Genomic DNA, 19,274 nt, shown 5'->3' with positions numbered 1-19,274 from the left:
TCTGTGCCGCCGTCGTCGTATCTGTGCCGCCGTCGACGATGCCGGGCGGGCGAGCCTGCGAGCGCGGCCGGAGGAGGAGCTGCGGCCGAGAACGTGGCCTGTGCCGCCGTCGACGATGCCGGGCGGGCGTCAGGCTGCGGCGGCGGTGGCGCGGCGCTCGGCGCGGAGCGTGCCGACCGCCAGCACCCCGACGGCCGGCGGCAGCAGCCCGACCAGCCGGACCGCGAGCGGGAAGGGCTGGGTGAGGTTGTAGATCGCGAGCGCCGAGGCGAGGACCAGCAGCCCGACCGAGAGCCAGGCTGCGATCCCGCTGCGGCCCGCCCGCCGGCCGGCCAGGGCGTAGGCGGTGTAGAAGACCAGGCCGAGCCCGGCGATCGTGAACAGGTAGGTCAGCGTTGCCGACTGGGCCGCCTCCAGAGTGCGGTCCGCGGTGTAGGTGTACGCCGCTGCGAGGCCGTCTCGCAGGGCCCCTTGGGTGGCGATCGTGACGACGACGGACAGCGCGCAGGCGAGCGCTCCGGCCCACAGGACGGTGGCGCTTCTCGGTGCGGACGGGGTGGTGCTCATGTCACTCCTGGGGTCGCGTTTCATATTGATACATCGAGTATCAAGCAAGAGACATGATGTCGCAAGAGGGGTTGGTGTCGTGGCACGATGCCCTGGTGCCCCCGAAGAAGCGCCTGAGCGAGGCCGAGACCACCCAGCGCGTCCTGGACGCCGCGACCAGACTCGTGCAGCGAGACGGCCTCGTCCTGGACCTGCGACTCCGGATGGAGGAGGTCATCGAGCACGCGGGGGTCGCCCGCGCCGCTGTCTATCGACGTTGGCCCAGCCGGGATGCCCTCGCGGTCGACGTGCTGCGCCACGTCGCGACCGTGGTCGAGCCGCCGACGGTCGGACCCGAGGTGCTGGCCGACGTGGTGACTCGAGCAGCCCGTCGCCGCAGCGACCGTGGCGACCGGGTTGCGCTCGCCGGGTCGATGCTCGGCGAGGCTGCGGCGGTAGAGGTCGAGCTGCTGTTCTCCTCGCCGGAGTGGCGCACCTACCTGCTGCTCGTCGCCGCGGTCGACGCGCTGCCGGACGCCGGGACGCGGGAGGTCATCGCCGAGGTCCTGGTCGACTCGGAGGCTCGGCGCCGCGAGCGGCTGATCGCTGCTTATCGCCTCCTCGCCGAGGAGCTGGCGCTGCAGGTGGTGGGGTCCGTCGGCCTCGACACGTTGGTGCGCACCGCCACCAGCCTGATCCGCGGCTCCGTGACGCAGGCGTGGCGGGTGGCCCCGCGCGAGGGTGCCGCCCGGGCGGCTGCGGACGTCCGAGCCGCGATGCCCGCGCTGGTGTCGATCCACCTGGCGCCCGACCCCGACCGTGACCTCCCGGCCGACTGGGCCGCGAGCCTGCGCACCAAGGTTGGGTCGCTCGCGCAGTGATCCGCCGGAATGCCGCCCGGGGGAAGCGTCGCACTAGCCTGTCCGGCGTGGTGGAGCTGTTGATCCTGTTGTCCCCGTCGGCGAACCGGGTGTACGCCTCGGAGGCGCCCCGGCTCGTCGCGGCCGAGATCCAAGCGTTGGCAACGGGGTTCGGGCTTCCGCTCGATTCGGTCGAGCCGGTCCAGGTGGCCGGTGTCGACTACCTCGCCGTGCGGCTCGCAGGAGCGGTCGATGACGAGGCCGTACGCGTGCTGTCGGTGGTCTCTGCCGCGCACGCGATCTTCGCCCGGGAGGGCGAGCTGCTGCGACCCGTTCCGCTGCGCCGGCCAGAGCGATACCCGTCCGACCTCGTCACGATCCAGAAGTACCCGGGCAAGACCAACGAGCAGCTCACCCGCCTGCTGCTCGACGTCACCGCCGCGGCGACCGATCACCCGGAGCGGCTTCTCGACGGCACCCTGCAGGTGCTGGACCCCATGTGCGGGCGTGGGACGACGCTCAACGTGGCGCTGACGTACGGGCTGGACGTGACGGGCGTCGACGTCGACAAGCGCGACTTCGAGGAGTACGAGCGGTTCATCAAGACCTGGCTGCGCCAGCACCGCTACAAGCACACCGCCGACGTCGGCCAGCTGCGCACGCACGGGCGCGTCCGCGGACGCCGGCTCGACGTCACCGTCGCCCCCACCAAGGAGGAGTTCAAGGCGGGGCAGGTGCAGCGGCTGACCTACCTCGGGACCGACACCACCGACCTCGACGGGCTGCTCAAGGGCGGCCAGTTCGACGTCGTCGTCACCGACACGCCGTACGGCGTCGAGCACGGCTCGCACGGCGACCGCATCGCGCGAAACCCGTTGCAGCTGCTGGACGTCGCGCTGCCGGGCTGGTTGCGGGTGCTGCGCCGCGGGGGAGCGCTGGGGCTGACGTACAACCGGCACGTGGCGCCGCCGGAGGAGCTGGTGGAGCTGTTCGGGCGGCACGGCCTGGAGCCGGTGGGGGACCCGACGGACGACACGTACCGTCACCGGGTGGACGCCTCGATCGACCGCGACCTGATCGTGGCGCGGCGCGCCTGACCGACGCCGCGGCTCAGCCGCCCAGCGCCAGCATCGCTGCCAGGCCGAGCATCACCACGCCGATGCTCGCGTCGATCCAGCGCCAGGTCGACGGCCGCGACAACCGGCCGGAGAGCTTGCGGGCGCCGAGCCCGAGCGCGGTGAACCAGCTGACGCTCGCTACGCAGGCGCCGGCGGCGAACGCCCAACGGCCTACGGGGCCGTGCTGGTTCGCGATCGTGCCGAGCATCACCATCGTGTCGAGATAGACGTGCGGGTTGAGCAGCGACACCGCCAGGGTGGCCGAGATCACCGACCGGCGCCCCGCCGACGAGGCCCGGCCGGCGTCGAGCCCGGTGGGCGACGCGGCCGCCCGGAACGACCGGACCGCGAACCAGGTGAGATAGGCGACGCCACCCCAGCGCAGCAGGTCGAGCACGAGCGGCGCACGCTCGGCGATGGTCCCGATGCCGGCGACGCCGACCAGGATCAGCGTCACGTCGACGGCGATGCAGGTCAGGATGACGGGCGGCACGTGTCGTCCGGTCAGCCCCTGACGCAGCACGAACGCGTTCTGCGCGCCGATGGCGACGATGAGCGACAGGCCGGTGAGGAGCCCGGGGAAGAAGGGGAGCACGGGACAACGCTAGGCACCCGGCTCCCATCCGAGAAGCGAATTTTTCTGCTCAGAGATCAGATCTGCTTATGGTGGGGCGTGCGCTTCCCGCCCGACCATCTCGAAGCCCTCGTCGCCGTCGTCGACGAGGGGACCTTCGCGGCGGCGGCGACGGCGCTGGGCGTCACCCAGTCGGCCGTCAGTCAGCGCATCAAGGCGCTGGAGTCGCGGGCCGGCCAGGTGCTGCTCGTGCGCAGCGCCCCCGCCCAGCCGACGCCCGCGGGCGCCGAGCTGGTGCGGATCGGCAGGCAGCTGCTGCTGCTCGACGAGGAGGCCGCCGCGGCCGTGACGGGAGCAGCCTCGGCGGCCGTGCTCACGGTCGAGGTCAACGCCGACTCGCTCGCGACCTGGTTCGCGGACGTGCTGGCCGCGGTCGCCGCGTGGCGCGGCCCGACCCTGCGTCTCGAGGTCGCCGACCAGGCGACGTCGGCCGACATGCTCCGCGCGGGGTCGGTGATGGCGGCAGTGACCGCGGATCTCGTTGCGGTGCAAGGCTGCTCGGTCACCCCGCTCGGCACCATGCGGTACGTCCCCGTCGCCACCCCCGATCTGCTCGCCGATCACCGGGCCGGCCGCAGCGCCCGCTGGTCGCAGATGCCGGTGCTGCGCTTCGACGACGTCGACGACCTGCAGGCGCAGGTGCTGCGCGCCCACGGCGTCCCCGGCCACCACGCGGTGCCCACCCACCACGTCCCCTCGTCCGAGGCGTTCGCGCACGCGGTCCGCGCCGGACTCGGGTGGGGCGTGCTGCCCGAGGCCCAGCTCGGCACCGCGCTCGACGACGGGTCGCTGGTGCGTCTGCCCGGCGCCGGCCCCGTGGACGTACCCCTCTTCTGGCAGCGCTGGCGGATCCGGTCGACGCCGCTGGACCGGCTGACCGACCTGGTGACCGACGCGGCGCGCGTGCTGCGCCGCCCGCGCTGACCGCGCCCGTCGTGCCGCTCGCCCTGACCGCGTCCGCGAGCCGCCCGGCACCGTCGGGACCACCCGGTGCGGGCGGGTACGTTGGGGCCTATGGCTGACCCCGCACGCGCCCGCAAGGTGGCCGACCGCATCAAGTCGCTGGTCGCCGAGTATCTGGAGTTCCGGCTCAAGGACGAGCGGCTCGGCTTCGTCACCGTGACCGACGTCCGGGTCACCGGCGACCTGCAGCAGGCCTCGGTCTTCTACACCGTCTTCGGCGACGACGCCTCGCGCGAGGCCACGGCCGAGGTGCTCGAGGAGAACCGCGGCCGCATCCGCTCCGCCGTCGGCAAGGGCCTCGGCATCCGGCTCACGCCCTCGCTGGAGTTCATCCCCGACGCGCTGCCCGAGGGTGCGGCCCACCTCGAGGACGCCCTGCGCAAGGCGCGCGAGCGCGACGCCGAGCTGGCGCGCTCGGCCTCGGCCGCGACGTACGCCGGCGAGGCCGACCCCTATCGCAAGCCCGGCGACGAGGACGACCGCGAGGACGCATGACCCAGGCCGGTCAGCCCGCGACCGGTCAGCCCACGGCCGGTCTGCTCGTGGTCGACAAGCCCGCCGGCTGGACCAGCCACGACGTCGTCGCGCGCGGTCGGCGCCTGGCCCGCACCCGCCGCGTCGGGCACGCGGGCACGCTCGACCCGATGGCGACGGGCGTGCTCGTGCTCGGCGTCAACCAGGGCACCAAGCTGCTGACCTTCCTCGTCGGCAGCGACAAGACCTACACCGCCACCGTGCGGCTCGGGCAGACCACGATCACCGACGACGCCGAGGGCGAGGTCACCGCGACCCACGACGCCTCCGGCGTGACCGACGAGGCGATCGACGCCGCCGTGCGCGACCTCACCGGCGACATCCAGCAGGTGCCGAGCGCGGTCAGCGCGATCAAGATCAAGGGCGTGCGCTCCTACGCCCGCGTCCGGTCCGGCGAGCAGGTCGAGCTGCCGGCCCGCCCGGTCACGGTGCACCGGTTCGACGTCGGCGACCGGCGGCGTACGTCCGTGGCCGGGCAGGCCGTCGTCGACCTCGACGTGGAGGTCGAGGTCAGCTCGGGCACCTACGTGCGCGCGCTCGCCCGCGACCTCGGCGCCGCCCTCGGCGTCGGCGGCCACCTCACCGCCCTGCGTCGCACCCGGGTGGGCGGTTTCGGTCTCGACCGCGCGGTCCCGCTCACCGAGCTGGAGGCTCTGGTCGAGGGCGACGAGCCGCTGCCGCTCGTGCCGCTCGCGGAGGCCGCGGCGGCGCACCTGCCGGTGCGCGAGGTCGACGCCGACGAGGCCGACCACCTGCGGCACGGCCGGCGGTTGCGCTCGCGGACCGACGGAGCCGCCCGCGTCGCGGCCGTCGGCCCGGGCGGCGACCTGGTGGCCGTGATCGACGAGAGCGGGCCGACCGTGCGCACCCACGTGGTCCTGCCGGCCGCCCTGCCGGCGTCCTGACCCGAACCTTCGCTCAGTAAGGTTGCCGCCGTGCTCCGCCTGACCGACCTCTCGCAGGTCCCCGCCGACCTCGGGCCGACCGTGGTCACCCTCGGCAACTTCGACGGGGTGCACCGCGGCCATGCCAGCGTGCTGCGCAGCGTCGTCGAGCAGGCCCGCGCGCGCGACGCCAAGGCCGTGGCGGTCACCTTCGACCCGCACCCGCTCGAGGTGCTGCACCCCGACCGCGCGCCGGCGCAGATCACCGCGCTCGACGACCGCGTCGCGCTGCTGGAGCAGACCGGCGTCGACGTCGTCCTGGTGCTGCGCTTCGACCGCGAGCTCGCGGCCCAGACCCCCGAGCAGTTCGTCAAGGAGTGCTTCGTCGACGGGCTGCGCGCCCGCGCGGTCATCGTCGGCAAGGACACCCGCTTCGGCGTCAACAACTCCGGCGACATCGACACCCTGCGCGAGCTCGGCGACAAGTACGCCTTCGAGGTGCTCACCCTCGACGACGTCGGCCCGGGCGTGCGCTGGTCCTCCACCCAGGTGCGCCGGCTGCTCGCCGAGGGCCGGGTCGAGGAGGTCACCGAGATCCTCGGCCGCCGCCACCGCGTGCGCGGCGTCGTCGTGCAGGGGCTGCAGCGCGGCCGCGAGCTGGGCTTCCCGACCGCCAACCTCGCCCAGGACGCGCGCGGGCTGGTGCCCGCCGACGGCGTGTACGCCGGCTGGCTGGTCCGCCACGACCTCGCCCACGACGACCCCGAGCACCGGATGCCGGCGGCCGTCTCGGTCGGCACCAACCCGACGTTCGACAACGTCGAGCGCACCGTCGAGGCGTACGTCCTGGACCGCACCGACCTCGACCTGTACGACGAGCACGTGAGCGTGGAGTTCGTGCGCCGGCTGCGCGGCAACGACCGCTTCGACTCGATCGAGGCGCTGATCGAGCAGATCGGCCGCGACGTCGACCAGACGCGGGAGATCCTGGCGCAGGAGGGCTAGCACGGTGACGCTCGCGCGCACCGGCACCGAGGCGCGCCGGCAGCTGTCCTGGACCCGCACCGACTGGGGCCTGGTCGTCGCCGCGCTCGGCCTGTCGCTGGTCGGGGCCATGCTGGTCTGGTCGGCCACCCGCGGCACCAGCGGCAACAGCTACCTGGTGCGCCACCTGCTCAACACCGCGGTCGGGGTGGGGCTCGGGCTCGCGGTGATGCGCATCGACTTCCGCACCATCCGGGCCTGGGCGCCGTGGGTCTACCTCGCCTCGCTCCTCGGCCTGGTCGCGGTGCTCAGCCCGCTCGGCTCCACGATCAACGGGTCCCGCTCGTGGGTGCAGCTGCCCGGCTTCTCCATCCAGCCGGCCGAGCTGGCCAAGGTCGCGCTGTGCATCGGCCTCGCGATGATCCTCGCCGAGCGCGGCGAGCGCGACCACCCGCCGCCGCAGCGCGACGTGGCCCTCGCCGTCGGCCTCGCGGCGGTGCCGATCCTGCTCGTGCTCGCCCAGCCCGACCTGGGCTCGGCGGTCGTGCTCGTGATGATCTCCTCGGCGTCGTCGCGGTCTCCGGGGCCTCGCGCTGGTGGCTGGTCGGCGCCGCCGTCGGCATGGTGGCCGCGGTGGTGGCGGCCTGGACCACGCCGCTGCTCTCGGACTACCAGCGCGACCGGCTGCTCGCCTTCGCCGACCCCACCATCGACCCCCAGGGCATCGGCTACCAGGTCAGCCAGGTGCGCCTGGCCATCGGCTCCGGCGGCTGGTGGGGGCAGGGTGTCGGCGAGGGCACCCAGACCCAGGGCGGCTTCATCCCCTTCCAGCAGACCGACTTCGTCTTCTCGGTCGCGGGGGAGGAGCTGGGGTTCGCCGGCGCCGCGGGGCTGCTGCTGGTCAGCGGCTTCGTGGTGCTGCGGGCGTTCCTCATCGCCCGCGACGCCCAGGACTCCTTCGGCCGGCTGGTCGCGACCGGCGTGGGCTGCTGGTTGCTGTTCCAGACCGTGCAGAACGTCGGGATGAACCTGGGGATGCTGCCGGTGACGGGCCTGCCGCTGCCCTTCGTGTCGTACGGCGGGTCAAGCATGTTCGCCTGCTGGGTCGCCGTCGGGCTGCTCGGCAACGTGCACCTGGTGAACCTGCGAAAACTCTTCTGAGCGTGGGCTCCCCGCGTTCCTGTGGTGGGGGTCACTCCCGGCTGGCATGCTTTGCGGACACCTCGCCGCGAGACCAGGAGATCACTCATGGCCATGTCGCTCACCGACGAGCAGCCCGACCTGTCGATCATCGAGAACCGCCCGGCCTCGGTCGCGCACCTGTTCGTCTCGCGGGTGGAGCAGAGCGGCGGTGACCGGGCGTTCGGGCGGCCGGTGGGCGAGCAGGTCGAGTGGCTCACCTGGAAGCAGGTCGACCAGCGGGTGCGCGCGATCGCGGCCGGGCTGGTCTCGCTCGGCGTCGAGCCGGAGGACCGGGTCGCCATCGAGTCCAGCACCCGCCTGGAGTGGGCCCTGGTCGACCTCGGGATCATGCTCGCCGGCGCGGCGACCACCACGATCTATCCCACGACCACGACCGACGACGTGCTGCACATCCTCAGCGACTCCGGCAGCAAGGTGCTGATCGCCGAGGACGACTCCCAGCTGGCGAAGTTCCGCGAGGTGGCGCCCGACGCGGGCGAGGTCGTCAAGGTCGTCACCATCGACGGCGCCGCCGACGGCGACCAGGTCATCACCCTCGAGCAGCTCGAGGAGGCGGGCGCGGCGCTGCTCGCCGAGCAGCCCGACGTGCTGGAGCAGCGCATCGCCGGCATCCGGCCCGAGCACCTCGCCACCCTCATCTACACCTCGGGGACCACCGGCCGGCCCAAGGGCGTGCGCCTGCCGCACTCGGCCTGGACGTACGAGGCCGCTGCCGTCGACTCGGTCGGTCTGCTCGGCAAGGACGACCTGCAGTTCCTGTGGCTGCCGCTCGCGCACGTGTTCGGCAAGGTGCTGCTCACCCTGCCGCTGCAGATCGGCTTCCCGACGGCCATCGACGGCCGGGTCGACAAGATCGTCGAGAACCTGCCGATCGTGAAGCCGACCTGGATGGGTGCCGCGCCGCGCATCTTCGAGAAGGTCTACGGCCGGATCACCACGATGATGGCCGACGAGGGCGGCGTGAAGGCCAAGCTGTTCGGCTGGGCGAGCGGGGTCGGCGGGCAGGCGGCCGACAAGCGCGCCGAGGGCGGCAGCGCGGGCGGCCTGCTCGGCGTCAAGCGCGGCGTCGCTGACAAGCTCGTGCTGCACAAGATCCGCGAGCGGTTCGGGGGAAACGTCCGGTTCTTCATCTCCGGGTCCGCCGCGCTCAACCCCGACGTGGCCCGCTGGTTCGACGCGATGGGGCTGCCGATCCTCGAGGGCTACGGCCTCACCGAGACCAGCGGCGCCACCTGCGTCAACCGCCCCTACCCCGGGGCCAACGTCACCGGCACCGTCGGCTGGCCGCTTCCCGGCACCGAGATGAAGGTCGCCGAGGACGGCGAGATCCTCGTCAAGGGCCCCGGCGTCATGCAGGGCTACCGCAACCTCGACGAGGCCACCGCCGACTCGCTCGTCGACGGCTGGTTCCGCACCGGCGACATCGGCGAGCAGCTGCCCACCGGGCACATCCGCATCACCGACCGCAAGAAGGACCTGTTCAAGACCTCCAACGGCAAGTACGTCGCGCCGAGCACCATCGAGTCGATGTTCAAGGGCATCTGCCCCTACGCCTCGCAGCTGGTCATCGAGGGCGACGGGCGCAAGTTCGTCTCCGCGCTGATCACCCTCGACGAGGAGGGCATCAAGGGCTGGGCCGAGCAGAACGGCATGGCCGACGCCGACTACCGCACGATCGTGACCTCCCAGGAGTGCCGCGACATGGTGCAGGGCTACGTCGACCAGCTCAACGGCAAGCTCAACCGGTGGGAGCAGATCAAGCGGTTCATCATCCTGCCGCGCGACCTGACCGTCGAGGAGGGCGAGATCACCCCGAGCCTGAAGCTCAAGCGCAAGGTCGTCGCGACCAAGTACAAGGACGAGCTGGACGAGCTGTACGTCGACTAGGCCGGCGGTCCTAACCTGGCTCCATGAGCCAGTACCTCGCCTTCGTCGCGTTCGCCGCGATGCTCGCGATCGCACCCGGACCCGACACCTTCCTCACCCTGCGCAGCACGGTGGCGGGCGGCCGCCGGCGCGGCCTGCTGACCTCCGGCGGCATCTTCGCCGCCAACGTCGTGCAGGGCACCCTGGTCGCCTGCGGCCTGGGCGCGGTGCTGGCCCGGTCGGAGACCGTGTTCACGGTGATCCGCTGGGCCGGCGTGGCCTACCTGCTCTACCTCGGCATCACCACGCTGCGCGCCGCGCTGCGTCGTGACGCCGCCGGGTGGGACGCCGGGCCGACGCCCGCGCGGCGCGGCTGGCTGCCGGTCTGGCAGGGCTTCCTGTGCAACATCACCAACCCCAAGGTGCTGGCGTTCAACCTGGCGCTGCTGCCCCAGTTCGTCGGCCCCGGCGCCGGCGTCCCGGTGCTGCTGGCGTACGCCCTGACCCTGGCCGTGCTCGGCTGCGTCGTCCTGCTGGCCATCGTCTGGGCCGCCGACGCCGCCTCGTCGGTGCTGCGCCGGCAGCGCGTCCGGCGCGCCGTCGAGGGCTCGACCGGCGTGGTGATGCTCGGCTTCGCCGGGGCGCTGGCCGCCGAGGCCTGAGCCGATCGAGCGGTCGCGGCGTTCGGTCGATCGCCGCCGCGCACGTACCCTGGAACCCATGTCCGGTGAGTCGATCTTCGCTGCCCTGGAGCCGCTGCTGGAGCGGGTCAGCAAGCCCATCCAGTACGTCGGGGGCGAGCTGAACTCCCAGGTCAAGGACTGGAACTGCGGGGGCCACTCGCCGCAGGGCGAGGAGCTCACCACCCGCTGGGCGCTGATGTACCCCGACGCCTACGAGGTCGGCCTCCCCAACCAGGGCGTGATGATCCTCTACGAGGTGCTCAACGAGCGGCCCGACGCCCTGTGCGAGCGGACGTACGCCGTCTGGCCCGACATGGAGCAGGCCATGCGCGAGGCCGGGGTGGCCCAGTTCACCGTCGACGGGCACCGCCCGGTGCGCGACTTCGACGTGCTCGGGGTCTCCTTCTCCACCGAGCTGGGCTACACCAACCTGCTCACCGCCCTCGACCTCGCCGGCATCCCGCTGCGCGCGGAGCAGCGCTCCGACGACGACCCGCTGGTGGTCGCCGGCGGGCACGCCGCGTTCAATCCCGAGCCCATCGCCGGGTTCGTCGACGCCGCGGTCGTCGGCGACGGCGAGCAGGCCGTGCTCGCGATCACCGACATCGTGCAGGCCTGGAAGGCCGAGGGCCGGCCCGGCGGGCGCGCCGAGCTGCTGCTGCGCCTGGCGCGCACCGGCGGGGTCTACGTCCCGAGCCTGTACGACGTGTCCTACCTCCCCGACGGACGCATCCAGCGGGTCGCTCCTCGCCCCGGCCTCGCGGGCGTCCCGTGGCGGGTCTCCAAGCACACCGTCATGGACCTCGACGAGTGGCCCTATCCGAAGCAGCCGCTGGTGCCGCTCGCCGAGTCCGTGCACGAGCGGATGTCGGTCGAGATCTTCCGCGGCTGCACCCGAGGCTGCCGCTTCTGCCAGGCCGGCATGATCACCCGGCCGGTGCGCGAGCGCTCCATCACCGGCATCGGCGAGATGGTCGAGAAGGGCCTGGCCGCAACGGGTTTCGAGGAGGTCGGCCTGCTGTCGCTGAGCTCCGCCGACCACAGCGAGATCGCCGAGGTCACCAAGGGCCTCGCCGACCGCTACGAAGGCACCCAGACCGGCCTGTCGCTGCCGTCGACCCGGGTCGACGCGTTCAACATCGACCTGGCCAACGAGCTCACCCGCAACGGCCGCCGGTCGGGTCTGACCTTCGCCCCCGAGGGCGGCAGCGAGCGGATCCGCAAGGTGATCAACAAGATGGTCTCCGAGGACGACCTGATCAGCACGGTCGCCGCGGCCTACGGCGCGGGCTGGCGGCAGGTCAAGCTCTACTTCATGTGCGGCCTGCCCACCGAGACCGACGAGGACGTGCTGCAGATCGCCGACCTCGCCAAACGGGTCATCGACACCGGCCGGCAGGTCAGCGGCCGCAGGGACATCCGCTGCACGGTCTCCATCGGCGGGTTCGTGCCGAAGCCGCACACCCCGTTCCAGTGGTGCGGCCAGCTCGGGGTCGAAGAGACCGACGAACGGCTGCGCAAGCTGCGCGAGGCGCTGCGCAGCGACAAGCGCTACGGCTCGGCCATCGGCCTGCGCTACCACGACGGCGAGCCCGGGCTGGTCGAAGGGCTCCTGTCCCGCGGCGACCGCCGGGTGGGCGAGGTCATCGAGGCGGTGTGGCGCGCCGGCGCCCGCTTCGACGGCTGGAGCGAGCACTTCTCCTACGACACCTGGATGCGTTGCGCCGCAGAGGTTTTCGAGGGCCAGCCGGTCGACGTCGACTGGTTCACCACGCGCGAGCGCGACGAGTCCGAGGTGCTGCCCTGGGACCACCTCGACAGCGGTCTCGACAAGGACTGGCTGTGGGACGACTGGCAGGACGCCCTCGACGAGACCGAGGTCGACGACTGCCGCTGGACCCCGTGCTTCGACTGCGGCGTGTGCCCGCAGATGGGCACCGACATCCAGATCGGCCCCACCGGCAAGACGCTGCTGCCGCTGACCGTCGTGCGCTCCTGACGGCCGCCCGTGGACCAACGCGTGGGCCGTGCGGTCGGCATCGACCTGGCCAGGGCGGGCGCCGTCGTCTCGATGTACGTCGCCCACGTCGCACCCTCGACCGGCCCGCTCGGCCTGCTCGAGGTCTCGGAGTACCTCACCGCAGCCCTGTTCGCGACGCTCGTCGGGGTCGGGGCGCAGCTGTCGGCCGACCGGCGCGGGGACGCGCCGTGGTGGCAGGTGCACGCCGTGGCCGTCGCGCGCGGCCTGGCGCTGGTCCTGGTCGGGATCATGCTGGAGCAGTGGGACGCCCAGGTGGTCATCATCCTGATCTACCTGGGCGTGCTCACCCTGGTCATGAGCGTGCTCACGCGCCTGCCGAGCTGGGCGCTGGGGGCGCTCGCGGTCGTCCTGCTCCTCGCCGGCCCCACCGTGCGAGACCTGACCCGTGAGGTCTGGGTCCAGCGGCTCGTGAGCGGCCAGGACGAGATCGGCACGCCGGTCTCGCGTGCGCTGGAGATCTTCGGTGCCGGCGACGCCTACCGCCTCGTCACGCTGCTGGTGTGGGGCTGCCTCGGGGCGCTGCTCGTGCGGCGCTGGGTGCGTGAGGACCGCGAGCCCTCGACGGCCGAGCTGGCCGGCACGGCGGCGGTCGGACTCGGCGTCGCCGGGGTCGTGCTGGTCGTGGCGCGCAGCAGCGTGCGCCCGTACAGCGGCGAGGTGCCCGAGGTGCTGCTGGACGCCGCCCTCGCCACCGCCGTGATCGCGCTCGCGCTGCTCGTCGGGCGCCGGGTGTGGCCGGGGCAGGAGACCACGGCCCAGCTGGGGCGGATGACCCTGTCGCTCTACGTGCTGCAGGTCGGCTGGCTGGCCCTGGTCGCCCGCACCAAGCCCGGCGAGCCGGACGACTCCTGGCTCACCCTGGCGCTGCTCACCCTGGTGTCGTTCCTCGTCGCGGCGGTCTGGCCGCGGATCGTGCGCAGCGGGCCGTTCGCGCGCGGACCGTTCGAGGGGTTCATCGACCTGGCCGCGCGCAAGATCCGGCCCCCGGCCTGACCCGTCTGACCGGCCACCGGCCCGTCCGGTCGCCGCGGTCAGCCGGTCCGGCTGCGCTGCCCGGCGAAGGCCTGCGCGCCCGCCCGCCAGGTGCGGTCCAGGTCCGACCCCGGCAGGAACCGCCCGTCGATCTCGAGGGTCGCCGTGCCGTGCGCGAACGCCCACAGCGCCTGCGCGAGGTAGGGCTCGCCCATGGCCCGCCAGAACACCTCACCGGTCCACACCTCGACGCCGGGCTGCACGTGCTCGCGCACCCCGGGCCGGCTCGCGAGCCGATACGTGTGCGGCCGCTCCAGCGCGAACCGGCGGTATGCCCGCAGCAGCGCCGCGACCGGACCGGAGCGGCCGGGCCGCTCCACCGCACGGTGCCCGAGGTCGCCGAGCGCGAAGAACGTGTCGGTGACCAGCAGACCCTCGACAGCGGCCTTGCCCGCCACGTGCTTGTAGAGCGACGGCGCCCGGATGCCGAGCTCGGACCCCAGCCGCTGCATGGTCAGCGCCTCCTGGCCCTCGGCCTCGAGCACCCGGGCGGCGGCCGCCACGACCTCGCGCACGCGCGGGGTGCGCTCCTGCGGGTCGGGCCGCGCAGCGACGCGGGGCAGGGCCGGCGGGTGGGGGAGCGCCGTGGGCTGGGTCACCCGGTCAGTCTCGTCCAACCCCTGACGCCGGCTCCAGCCGGAACGCCGGGTGCCGGTGCGCGACGGCGGCGAGCTCGGCGTCGGTGGAGTCGGGGCCGACCCCGTCGAAGAACGCGCCGACCTCGGCCTTCCACCGCTTCAGGTACGCCCGCAGCACCGGCACCTGCTCGCTCGGGCCCAGCTCGTGCGCGCGGTAGGTCTGCCGGCGCCGGCCGAGCAGCAGCGCCAACCGCCCGTCGTCGGCGCGCACGTTGCGCACCCACTCGGTGGTCCCGCGCGCTGCCACGAGGTAGGAGCGGCCGTCCAGCTCGAGCACGTTCACCGGCGTACGCCGGGGCTCGCCGGTGCGCCGGCCGCGCGTCTCGAGCACCCGGGACCCCCAGAACGACCAGCCGCGACGGGCCAGCGCGCTGATCGCTCGGTTGAGCACGTTGCGGGTGAACCACCCCGGGCGGCGGTAGTGGACGTCCTGCGTCTGCGGTCCGTCGGCCATGACTCCTCCTCGGTTGGCTAATGGTGTTAGCCAGCATATGGCTAATGCCTTTAGCCGGCTACCTCGCTCACCGGGTGGCCGAGCCCGAGGAGGGCCTCGATGCGCGGCTCGGCCAGCGCCTCACCGCTGCTCGACCTGCTGGGGTTCTCGCCGCGCTGAATCTTGGGTCCGGAACCTCCCGTGGCCGGCTGCCAGGAGGCAGGATCGACATGGTTGAACGCTCATCCACCCATGAGGAGTGAATCCCGATGGCAGACAAGCCCACCGTCGTACTCGTCCACGGTTTCTGGGGCGGCGCCGCCCACTGGGGCAAGGTGATCGTCGAGCTGCGCAAGCGCGGCTACGACAAGCTCAACGCGGTCGAGGTGCCGCTCACCTCGCTGGCCGACGACGCGGGTCGCACCCGAGAGATGCTCGACTCGGTCGAGGGCCCGATCGTGCTGGTCGGTCACTCCTACGGCGGCGCGGTCATCACCGAGGCCGGCGGCCACGACAAGGTGCAGGCGCTGGTCTACGTCGCGGCGTTCGCGCCCGACGCGGGGAGAGCCCCGGCGGCCTGAGCCAGGCCCGTCCGCCGGCCGCGTTCTCCACCATCGCCGAGGACGACAACGGCTACCTGTGGGTCAAGCAGGAGGACTTCCGCGAGAGCTTCTGCCAGGACCTGCCCGAGGACGAGGCGCTGGTCATGGCCGTCACCCAGAAAGCGCCCAAGGCCTCCACGTTCGGCGACGAGATCACCGACCCGGCGTGGAAGAGCAAGCCGTCCTGGTACCAGGTGTCGACCCAGGACCGGATGATCGACCCGGACAACGAGCGGCAGATGGCCCAGCGCATGCAGCCGCGCGAGATCGTCGAGCTGGACGCCAGCCACGCCTCGCTCGCCTCGCAGCCGGCCGCGATCTGCGACCTCATCGACAAGGCCGCCCAGGAGGTCGCCGACGCCTGACCGGTGGGTCCAGGGGCGGGGTCGCGGCCGAGGCGACCCCGCCCGTCGCGCTGTCCTATCGTGCGCGCATGGCCAAGCGCGTCCCCGAGGGTCCGGCACCCGACCCGCCCGTGCAGAAGCTGCGGGTGCGCTACGCCAAGCGCGGCCGGCTGCGGTTCACCTCCACCCGCGACTTCCAGCGCGCGCTGGAGCGGGCGCTGCGCCGGGCGCAGGTGCCGATGGCGTTCTCGGCCGGCTTCCACCCCCACCCCAAGATCAGCTACGCCAACGCGGCGGCCACCGGCACCGCGAGCGAGGCGGAGTACTTCGAGCTGCAGCTGCGCGCGCGGCTCGAGCCCGACGACGTACGCCGGCGGCTGGACGAGGCGCTCCCGCCCGGTCTCGACGTGCTCGAGGTGGTCGAGGCCGAGCCCGGGGCGCTCGCCGACCGGCTGCAGGCCTCGAGCTGGTCGGTGCGGTTCGCCCCCGACGACGCGCCCGCGCTGGGGCCGGCGCTCGCGGCCCTCCTCGCCGCCGAGTCGGTCGAGGTGACCCGGATGATGAAGCGCGGGCCGCGCACGTTCGACGTGCGCGCCGCGGTCCACTCGGCGCGACTCGCCGAGGACGGGCAGCAGCTGCTGCTGGTGCTGGAGCACACGACACCGGCCGTGCGCCCCGACGACGTGCTCACCGGGTTGGGCGTCGTGGCGGGGCTCGCGCCGGGCCGGCCGCCGCTGATCACCCGGCTGGCCCAGGGCCCGCTGGCCGCCGACGGCTCGGTGGCCGACCCGCTCGTCCCGGACTGAGCCGCACTCTGTGCGATACTGCTCAGCGGTCGTACCGGAGCACCACAGCACCGATACGCCCCGACCGAGCCCCGACCGCCAGCCTGTTGCAGCCGCCTGATCGCGCGCCCAGGCCGAGCGCGGGTGGCCGACGCTGACCTGCGAAGCCGCCGACCGGGACGATCGGCGCCAACGGCACCGGAGCTGCCGCGCACTGCCGCGAAGCTCGCCCTGGCGTAGCAGACGACTTCCGCCGTCGCGAACCCCGCGACCGGCGGCGCACCACCGCAACGCGCGGGCGTGGCGGACCACCCGGTCCGGGCTGTGGCCGCTCGCGCGCGACGGAGGGATCGAGCAGATGAGCCTCGACTTTTCAGACCAGGGCAAGACCGCCGACGACGAATCGGCGAAGACCGCGCAGGGCGCCGAGCAGGGGCCCCGCAGCAGCAGCCCCCGGCCGCTGCGTTCGGGCTGATCTTCCAGGCGCCCGACCCCGAGACCCGGGCCCCGGCCCGCACGCCGGAACGCGACGACCGCAACGAGCGCGACGACCGCAACGACCGATCGGGCGAGGACGCCGACCAGCGCGGCGGCAGCCGCGGGGGCGCGAGGACGCGCAGGGCGACCAGGACGAGCAGGACTCCGGCGAGGGCAAGGGCCGCCGCCGGCGCGGTGGCCGCGGCCGGCGCGCCAAGGACGGCGAGGGCGAGGCCGACGGGGGTCAGGAGTCCGGCTCCGAGGACGACCGCTCCGACGCGGCCGGCGACGACAAGCCCGCCCGGGGCAAGGGCAAGGGCCAGGCCAAGGGTCGCGGCGGCAAGGGCAAGAAGGAGCAGGGCGACGGCGAGCAGTCCGACGCCGAAGCGACGGACTCCGACGAGGACCAGCAGACCGACGGGGCCGACGAGCAGGGCGAGGACGAGACCGGCGGGACCGGCAGCCGCCGCCGGCGCCGCCGTCGCCGCTCCGGGTCCGGCTCGGCCGAGGGCGACGACCCGCCCGGCACCGTGACCAAGGTGCGCGAGCCGCGCAAGGGCCGCGACGAGGTCACCGCCATCAAGGGCTCGACCCGGCTGGAGGCCAAGAAGCAGCGCCGCCGAGAGGGGCGCGAGGCCGGCCGCCGCCGTACGGTCATCACCGAGGCAGAGTTCCTCGCCCGCCGCGAGAGCGTCGAGCGCTCGATGGTCGTGCGCGAGCGCGAGGGGCGCACCCAGATCGGGGTGCTGGAGGACGGCGTCCTCGTCGAGCACTACGTCAGCAGCGACACCCGCTCGGGCAGCATGGCCGGCAACGTCTACCTGGGGCGCGTGCAGAACGTGCTGCCGAGCATGGAGGCGGCGTTCGTCGACATCGGCCGGGGCCGCAACGCGGTGCTGTACGCCGGTGAGGTCAACTGGGACGCCGCCGGCATGGAGGGCCAGCCCAAGCGCATCGAGAACGCGCTGAAGTCGGGCGAGACGGTGCTGGTGCAGGTCACCAAGGACCCGATCGGCCACAAGGGCGCCCGGCTCACCTCGCAGATCTCGCTGCCGGGCCGCTACCTGGTCTACGTCCCCGGCAACTCGATGACCGGCATCTCCCGCAAGCTGCCCGACACCGAGCGGGCCCGGCTGAAGAAGATCCTCAAGGAGGTCGTGCCCGAGGACGCCGGCGTCATCGTGCGCACCGCCGCCGAGGGCGCGAGCGAGGAGGAGCTGCGCGCCGACGTCGAGCGGCTCACCAAGGCCTGGGAGAAGATCCAGAAGAAGGCCTCCTCCTCCGGCACGAGCGCACCGTCGCTGCTGCACGGGGAGTCCGAGCTGACGGTGCGGGTCATCCGGGACGTGTTCAACGAGGACTTCTCCTCGCTGGTCGTCTCCGGCGACGGCGCCTGGTCGCAGATCAGCGACTACGTCGAGTCGGTCGCGCCCGACCTGGCGCCGCGGCTGGAGAAGTGGACCGGCGAGAAGGACGTGTTCACCGTCCACCGCGTCGACGAGCAGCTCGCCAAGGCTCTCGACCGCAAGGTCTGGCTGCCCTCCGGCGGGTCGCTGATCATCGACCGCACCGAGGCGATGACCGTCATCGACGTCAACACCGGCAAGTTCGTCGGCTCCGGGGGCAACCTCGAGGAGACCGTCACCAAGAACAACATCGAGGCCGCCGAGGAGATCGTGCGCCAGATGCGGCTGCGCGACATCGGCGGGATCATCGTCGTCGACTTCATCGACATGGTCCTGGAGGCCAACCGCGACCTGGTCGTGCGCCGGCTGCTGGAGTGCCTCGGCCGCGACCGCACCAAGCACCAGGTCGCCGAGGTCACCTCGCTGGGCCTGGTGCAGATGACCCGCAAGCGGGTCGGCAGCGGGCTGCTGGAGATCTTCTCCGAGCCGTGCGAGACCTGCCAGGGCCGTGGCGTCGTCGTGCACGACCACCCGGTCGAGAAGCAGGGCGGCGGCAACGGCAACGGCGGTGGCGGCAACGGCGGCGGGGGCGGCGGCAAGAGCCGGCGGGGCCGTGGCGGCAAGTCCGGCCAGCAGGACTCCGGCCGCGAGGGCAAGGACGGCCAGTCCGGGCAGAACGGCCAGAACGGCCAGCACGAGCGGGTCGACTCCAACGGGCGCACGCCCGCCCAGATTGCCGCCGCCGCCCACGCCGCGGCGGTCGGCAAGCTGGAGCAGGCCAAGGACGAGCAGGCGCGCGACGACGCCCCCGCCCAGCCGGAGACGCCGGCCGCGCAGGGTCGGTCCGAGCAGCAGGACCGGTCCGAGGCGCCGGCCGCGCAGGGTCGGTCCGAGCAGCAGGACCGGTCCGAGGCGCCGGCCGCGGGGCAGAGCCAGGCCGACGCCGGGGAGCCGGCCGAGCCCGTACGCCGTCCGCGCCGTCGGCGTGGCCGGGTCGTCGCCCCGGCCGGTCCGCCCGGTGCCGCGAAGACCGCCGAGGGCGGTTCGACCGACGCCGACCAGGACCCCGCCGGCGGCTGAGTTTGGAGATGCCGGTGGCCGACCGGTATCTTTGATCCTCGGTGCGCCGTCGCGGCGGTCGGCCTGGGTTCGTCCGGGTTCTGCAGCGGGGGTGTCCTCCCGCACGGCGATGACCTCGACGCGAGACGCACCTGACGTTCCCTAGCGAACGACCACCCTGA

Annotated in this window: 19 protein-coding genes and 1 pseudogene; 16 read left to right on the top strand and 4 right to left on the bottom strand. The window is 73.1% G+C overall.

Features of this window, described 5'->3' with window-relative positions:
• Nucleotides 1-129: 129 nt before the first annotated feature.
• A complete protein-coding gene (locus QUE40_RS10755) occupies nucleotides 130-567 on the bottom strand; it encodes a hypothetical protein (protein ID WP_289230955.1) in 438 nt (145 codons plus the stop codon).
• 95 nt (nucleotides 568-662) lie between these two features.
• Here QUE40_RS10755 and QUE40_RS10750 point away from each other — a divergent pair, with 95 nt between their 5' ends.
• The gene (locus tag QUE40_RS10750) at nucleotides 663-1,427 is read left to right on the top strand and encodes a TetR/AcrR family transcriptional regulator (RefSeq protein ID WP_289230954.1); all 765 of its coding nucleotides are present in this window, start codon (nucleotides 663-665) and stop codon (nucleotides 1,425-1,427) included.
• Between the two features lie 47 nt (nucleotides 1,428-1,474).
• Complete coding sequence (locus tag QUE40_RS10745) at nucleotides 1,475-2,503, top strand: TRM11 family SAM-dependent methyltransferase (protein WP_289230953.1); 1,029 nt, start codon at nucleotides 1,475-1,477, stop codon at nucleotides 2,501-2,503.
• A 13-nt stretch (nucleotides 2,504-2,516) separates the two neighbouring features.
• On the opposite strand, the gene QUE40_RS10740 is transcribed toward QUE40_RS10745, so the two are convergent.
• Nucleotides 2,517-3,119 (bottom strand): LysE/ArgO family amino acid transporter, encoded by a 603-nt coding sequence (locus tag QUE40_RS10740; protein WP_142005632.1) that lies wholly within the window; start codon nucleotides 3,117-3,119, stop codon nucleotides 2,517-2,519.
• A 78-nt stretch (nucleotides 3,120-3,197) separates the two neighbouring features.
• On the opposite strand from QUE40_RS10740, the gene QUE40_RS10735 reads away from it, so the two are divergent.
• The 10 genes and pseudogenes from QUE40_RS10735 to QUE40_RS10695 all read left to right on the top strand — a co-directional run bounded on the left by QUE40_RS10735 (nucleotide 3,198) and on the right by QUE40_RS10695 (nucleotide 13,309).
• Complete coding sequence (locus QUE40_RS10735; protein WP_289230952.1) at nucleotides 3,198-4,082, top strand: ArgP/LysG family DNA-binding transcriptional regulator; 885 nt, start codon at nucleotides 3,198-3,200, stop codon at nucleotides 4,080-4,082.
• 90 nt (nucleotides 4,083-4,172) lie between these two features.
• The gene (rbfA, locus tag QUE40_RS10730; protein ID WP_142005630.1) at nucleotides 4,173-4,616 is read left to right on the top strand and encodes a 30S ribosome-binding factor RbfA; all 444 of its coding nucleotides are present in this window, start codon (nucleotides 4,173-4,175) and stop codon (nucleotides 4,614-4,616) included.
• Nucleotides 4,613-5,560 (top strand): tRNA pseudouridine(55) synthase TruB, encoded by a 948-nt coding sequence (truB, locus tag QUE40_RS10725; protein ID WP_289230951.1) that lies wholly within the window; start codon nucleotides 4,613-4,615, stop codon nucleotides 5,558-5,560. Before rbfA ends, truB begins: the two co-directional genes overlap by 4 nt.
• Before the next feature lie 30 nt (nucleotides 5,561-5,590).
• Nucleotides 5,591-6,544, top strand: a complete 954-nt coding sequence (locus tag QUE40_RS10720; RefSeq protein ID WP_142005628.1) for a bifunctional riboflavin kinase/FAD synthetase — start codon at nucleotides 5,591-5,593, stop codon at nucleotides 6,542-6,544.
• A 109-nt stretch (nucleotides 6,545-6,653) separates the two neighbouring features.
• Nucleotides 6,654-7,022, top strand: a pseudogene (locus QUE40_RS19225) (FtsW/RodA/SpoVE family cell cycle protein); the annotation flags it as partial.
• A gap of 122 nt (nucleotides 7,023-7,144) precedes the next feature.
• Entirely contained in the window at nucleotides 7,145-7,684 is a 540-nt protein-coding gene (locus tag QUE40_RS19220; protein ID WP_350226945.1) for an FtsW/RodA/SpoVE family cell cycle protein, read from the top strand.
• Between the two features lie 87 nt (nucleotides 7,685-7,771).
• Nucleotides 7,772-9,613 (top strand): AMP-dependent synthetase/ligase, encoded by a 1,842-nt coding sequence (locus QUE40_RS10710; protein WP_289230950.1) that lies wholly within the window; start codon nucleotides 7,772-7,774, stop codon nucleotides 9,611-9,613.
• Nucleotides 9,614-9,636: 23 nt separating this feature from the next.
• Nucleotides 9,637-10,254 carry a LysE family translocator gene (locus tag QUE40_RS10705; RefSeq protein ID WP_142005625.1) on the top strand — a complete coding sequence of 206 codons (618 nt, stop codon included), beginning with the start codon at nucleotides 9,637-9,639 and terminating at the stop codon, nucleotides 10,252-10,254.
• A 58-nt stretch (nucleotides 10,255-10,312) separates the two neighbouring features.
• On the top strand, nucleotides 10,313-12,274 hold the full coding sequence (locus QUE40_RS10700; protein ID WP_289230949.1) for a TIGR03960 family B12-binding radical SAM protein: 1,962 nt from the start codon (nucleotides 10,313-10,315) through the stop codon (nucleotides 12,272-12,274).
• 21 nt (nucleotides 12,275-12,295) lie between these two features.
• Complete coding sequence (locus QUE40_RS10695) at nucleotides 12,296-13,309, top strand: DUF418 domain-containing protein (RefSeq protein ID WP_289230948.1); 1,014 nt, start codon at nucleotides 12,296-12,298, stop codon at nucleotides 13,307-13,309.
• Nucleotides 13,310-13,347: 38 nt separating this feature from the next.
• On the opposite strand, the gene QUE40_RS10690 is transcribed toward QUE40_RS10695, so the two are convergent.
• Nucleotides 13,348-13,947: a TetR/AcrR family transcriptional regulator gene (locus tag QUE40_RS10690; protein WP_289230947.1), complete on the bottom strand. Its 600-nt coding sequence runs from the start codon at nucleotides 13,945-13,947 to the stop codon at nucleotides 13,348-13,350.
• Between the two features lie 4 nt (nucleotides 13,948-13,951).
• Entirely contained in the window at nucleotides 13,952-14,440 is a 489-nt protein-coding gene (locus QUE40_RS10685; RefSeq protein WP_289230946.1) for a nitroreductase family deazaflavin-dependent oxidoreductase, read from the bottom strand.
• Nucleotides 14,441-14,688: 248 nt separating this feature from the next.
• Here QUE40_RS10685 and QUE40_RS10680 point away from each other — a divergent pair, with 248 nt between their 5' ends.
• The 4 genes from QUE40_RS10680 (at nucleotide 14,689) to QUE40_RS10665 (ending at nucleotide 19,113) form a co-directional block, all read left to right on the top strand.
• Complete coding sequence (locus QUE40_RS10680; protein ID WP_289230945.1) at nucleotides 14,689-15,000, top strand: esterase/lipase family protein; 312 nt, start codon at nucleotides 14,689-14,691, stop codon at nucleotides 14,998-15,000.
• Entirely contained in the window at nucleotides 14,997-15,386 is a 390-nt protein-coding gene (locus QUE40_RS10675) for an alpha/beta hydrolase (RefSeq protein WP_350227151.1), read from the top strand. Before QUE40_RS10680 ends, QUE40_RS10675 begins: the two co-directional genes overlap by 4 nt.
• A 68-nt stretch (nucleotides 15,387-15,454) precedes the next feature.
• Nucleotides 15,455-16,171 carry a TIGR03936 family radical SAM-associated protein gene (locus tag QUE40_RS10670; protein ID WP_289230943.1) on the top strand — a complete coding sequence of 239 codons (717 nt, stop codon included), beginning with the start codon at nucleotides 15,455-15,457 and terminating at the stop codon, nucleotides 16,169-16,171.
• A 995-nt stretch (nucleotides 16,172-17,166) separates the two neighbouring features.
• Nucleotides 17,167-19,113, top strand: a complete 1,947-nt coding sequence (locus tag QUE40_RS10665; protein ID WP_289230942.1) for an Rne/Rng family ribonuclease — start codon at nucleotides 17,167-17,169, stop codon at nucleotides 19,111-19,113.
• Nucleotides 19,114-19,274: the final 161 nt, after the last annotated feature.

It is taken from the genome of Barrientosiimonas endolithica, assembly GCF_030296655.1.
In the GTDB taxonomy this organism is placed as follows: Bacteria; Actinomycetota; Actinomycetes; order Actinomycetales; family Dermatophilaceae; genus Barrientosiimonas; species Barrientosiimonas humi.
This window is presented reverse-complemented; position numbering and strand designations above follow the sequence as displayed.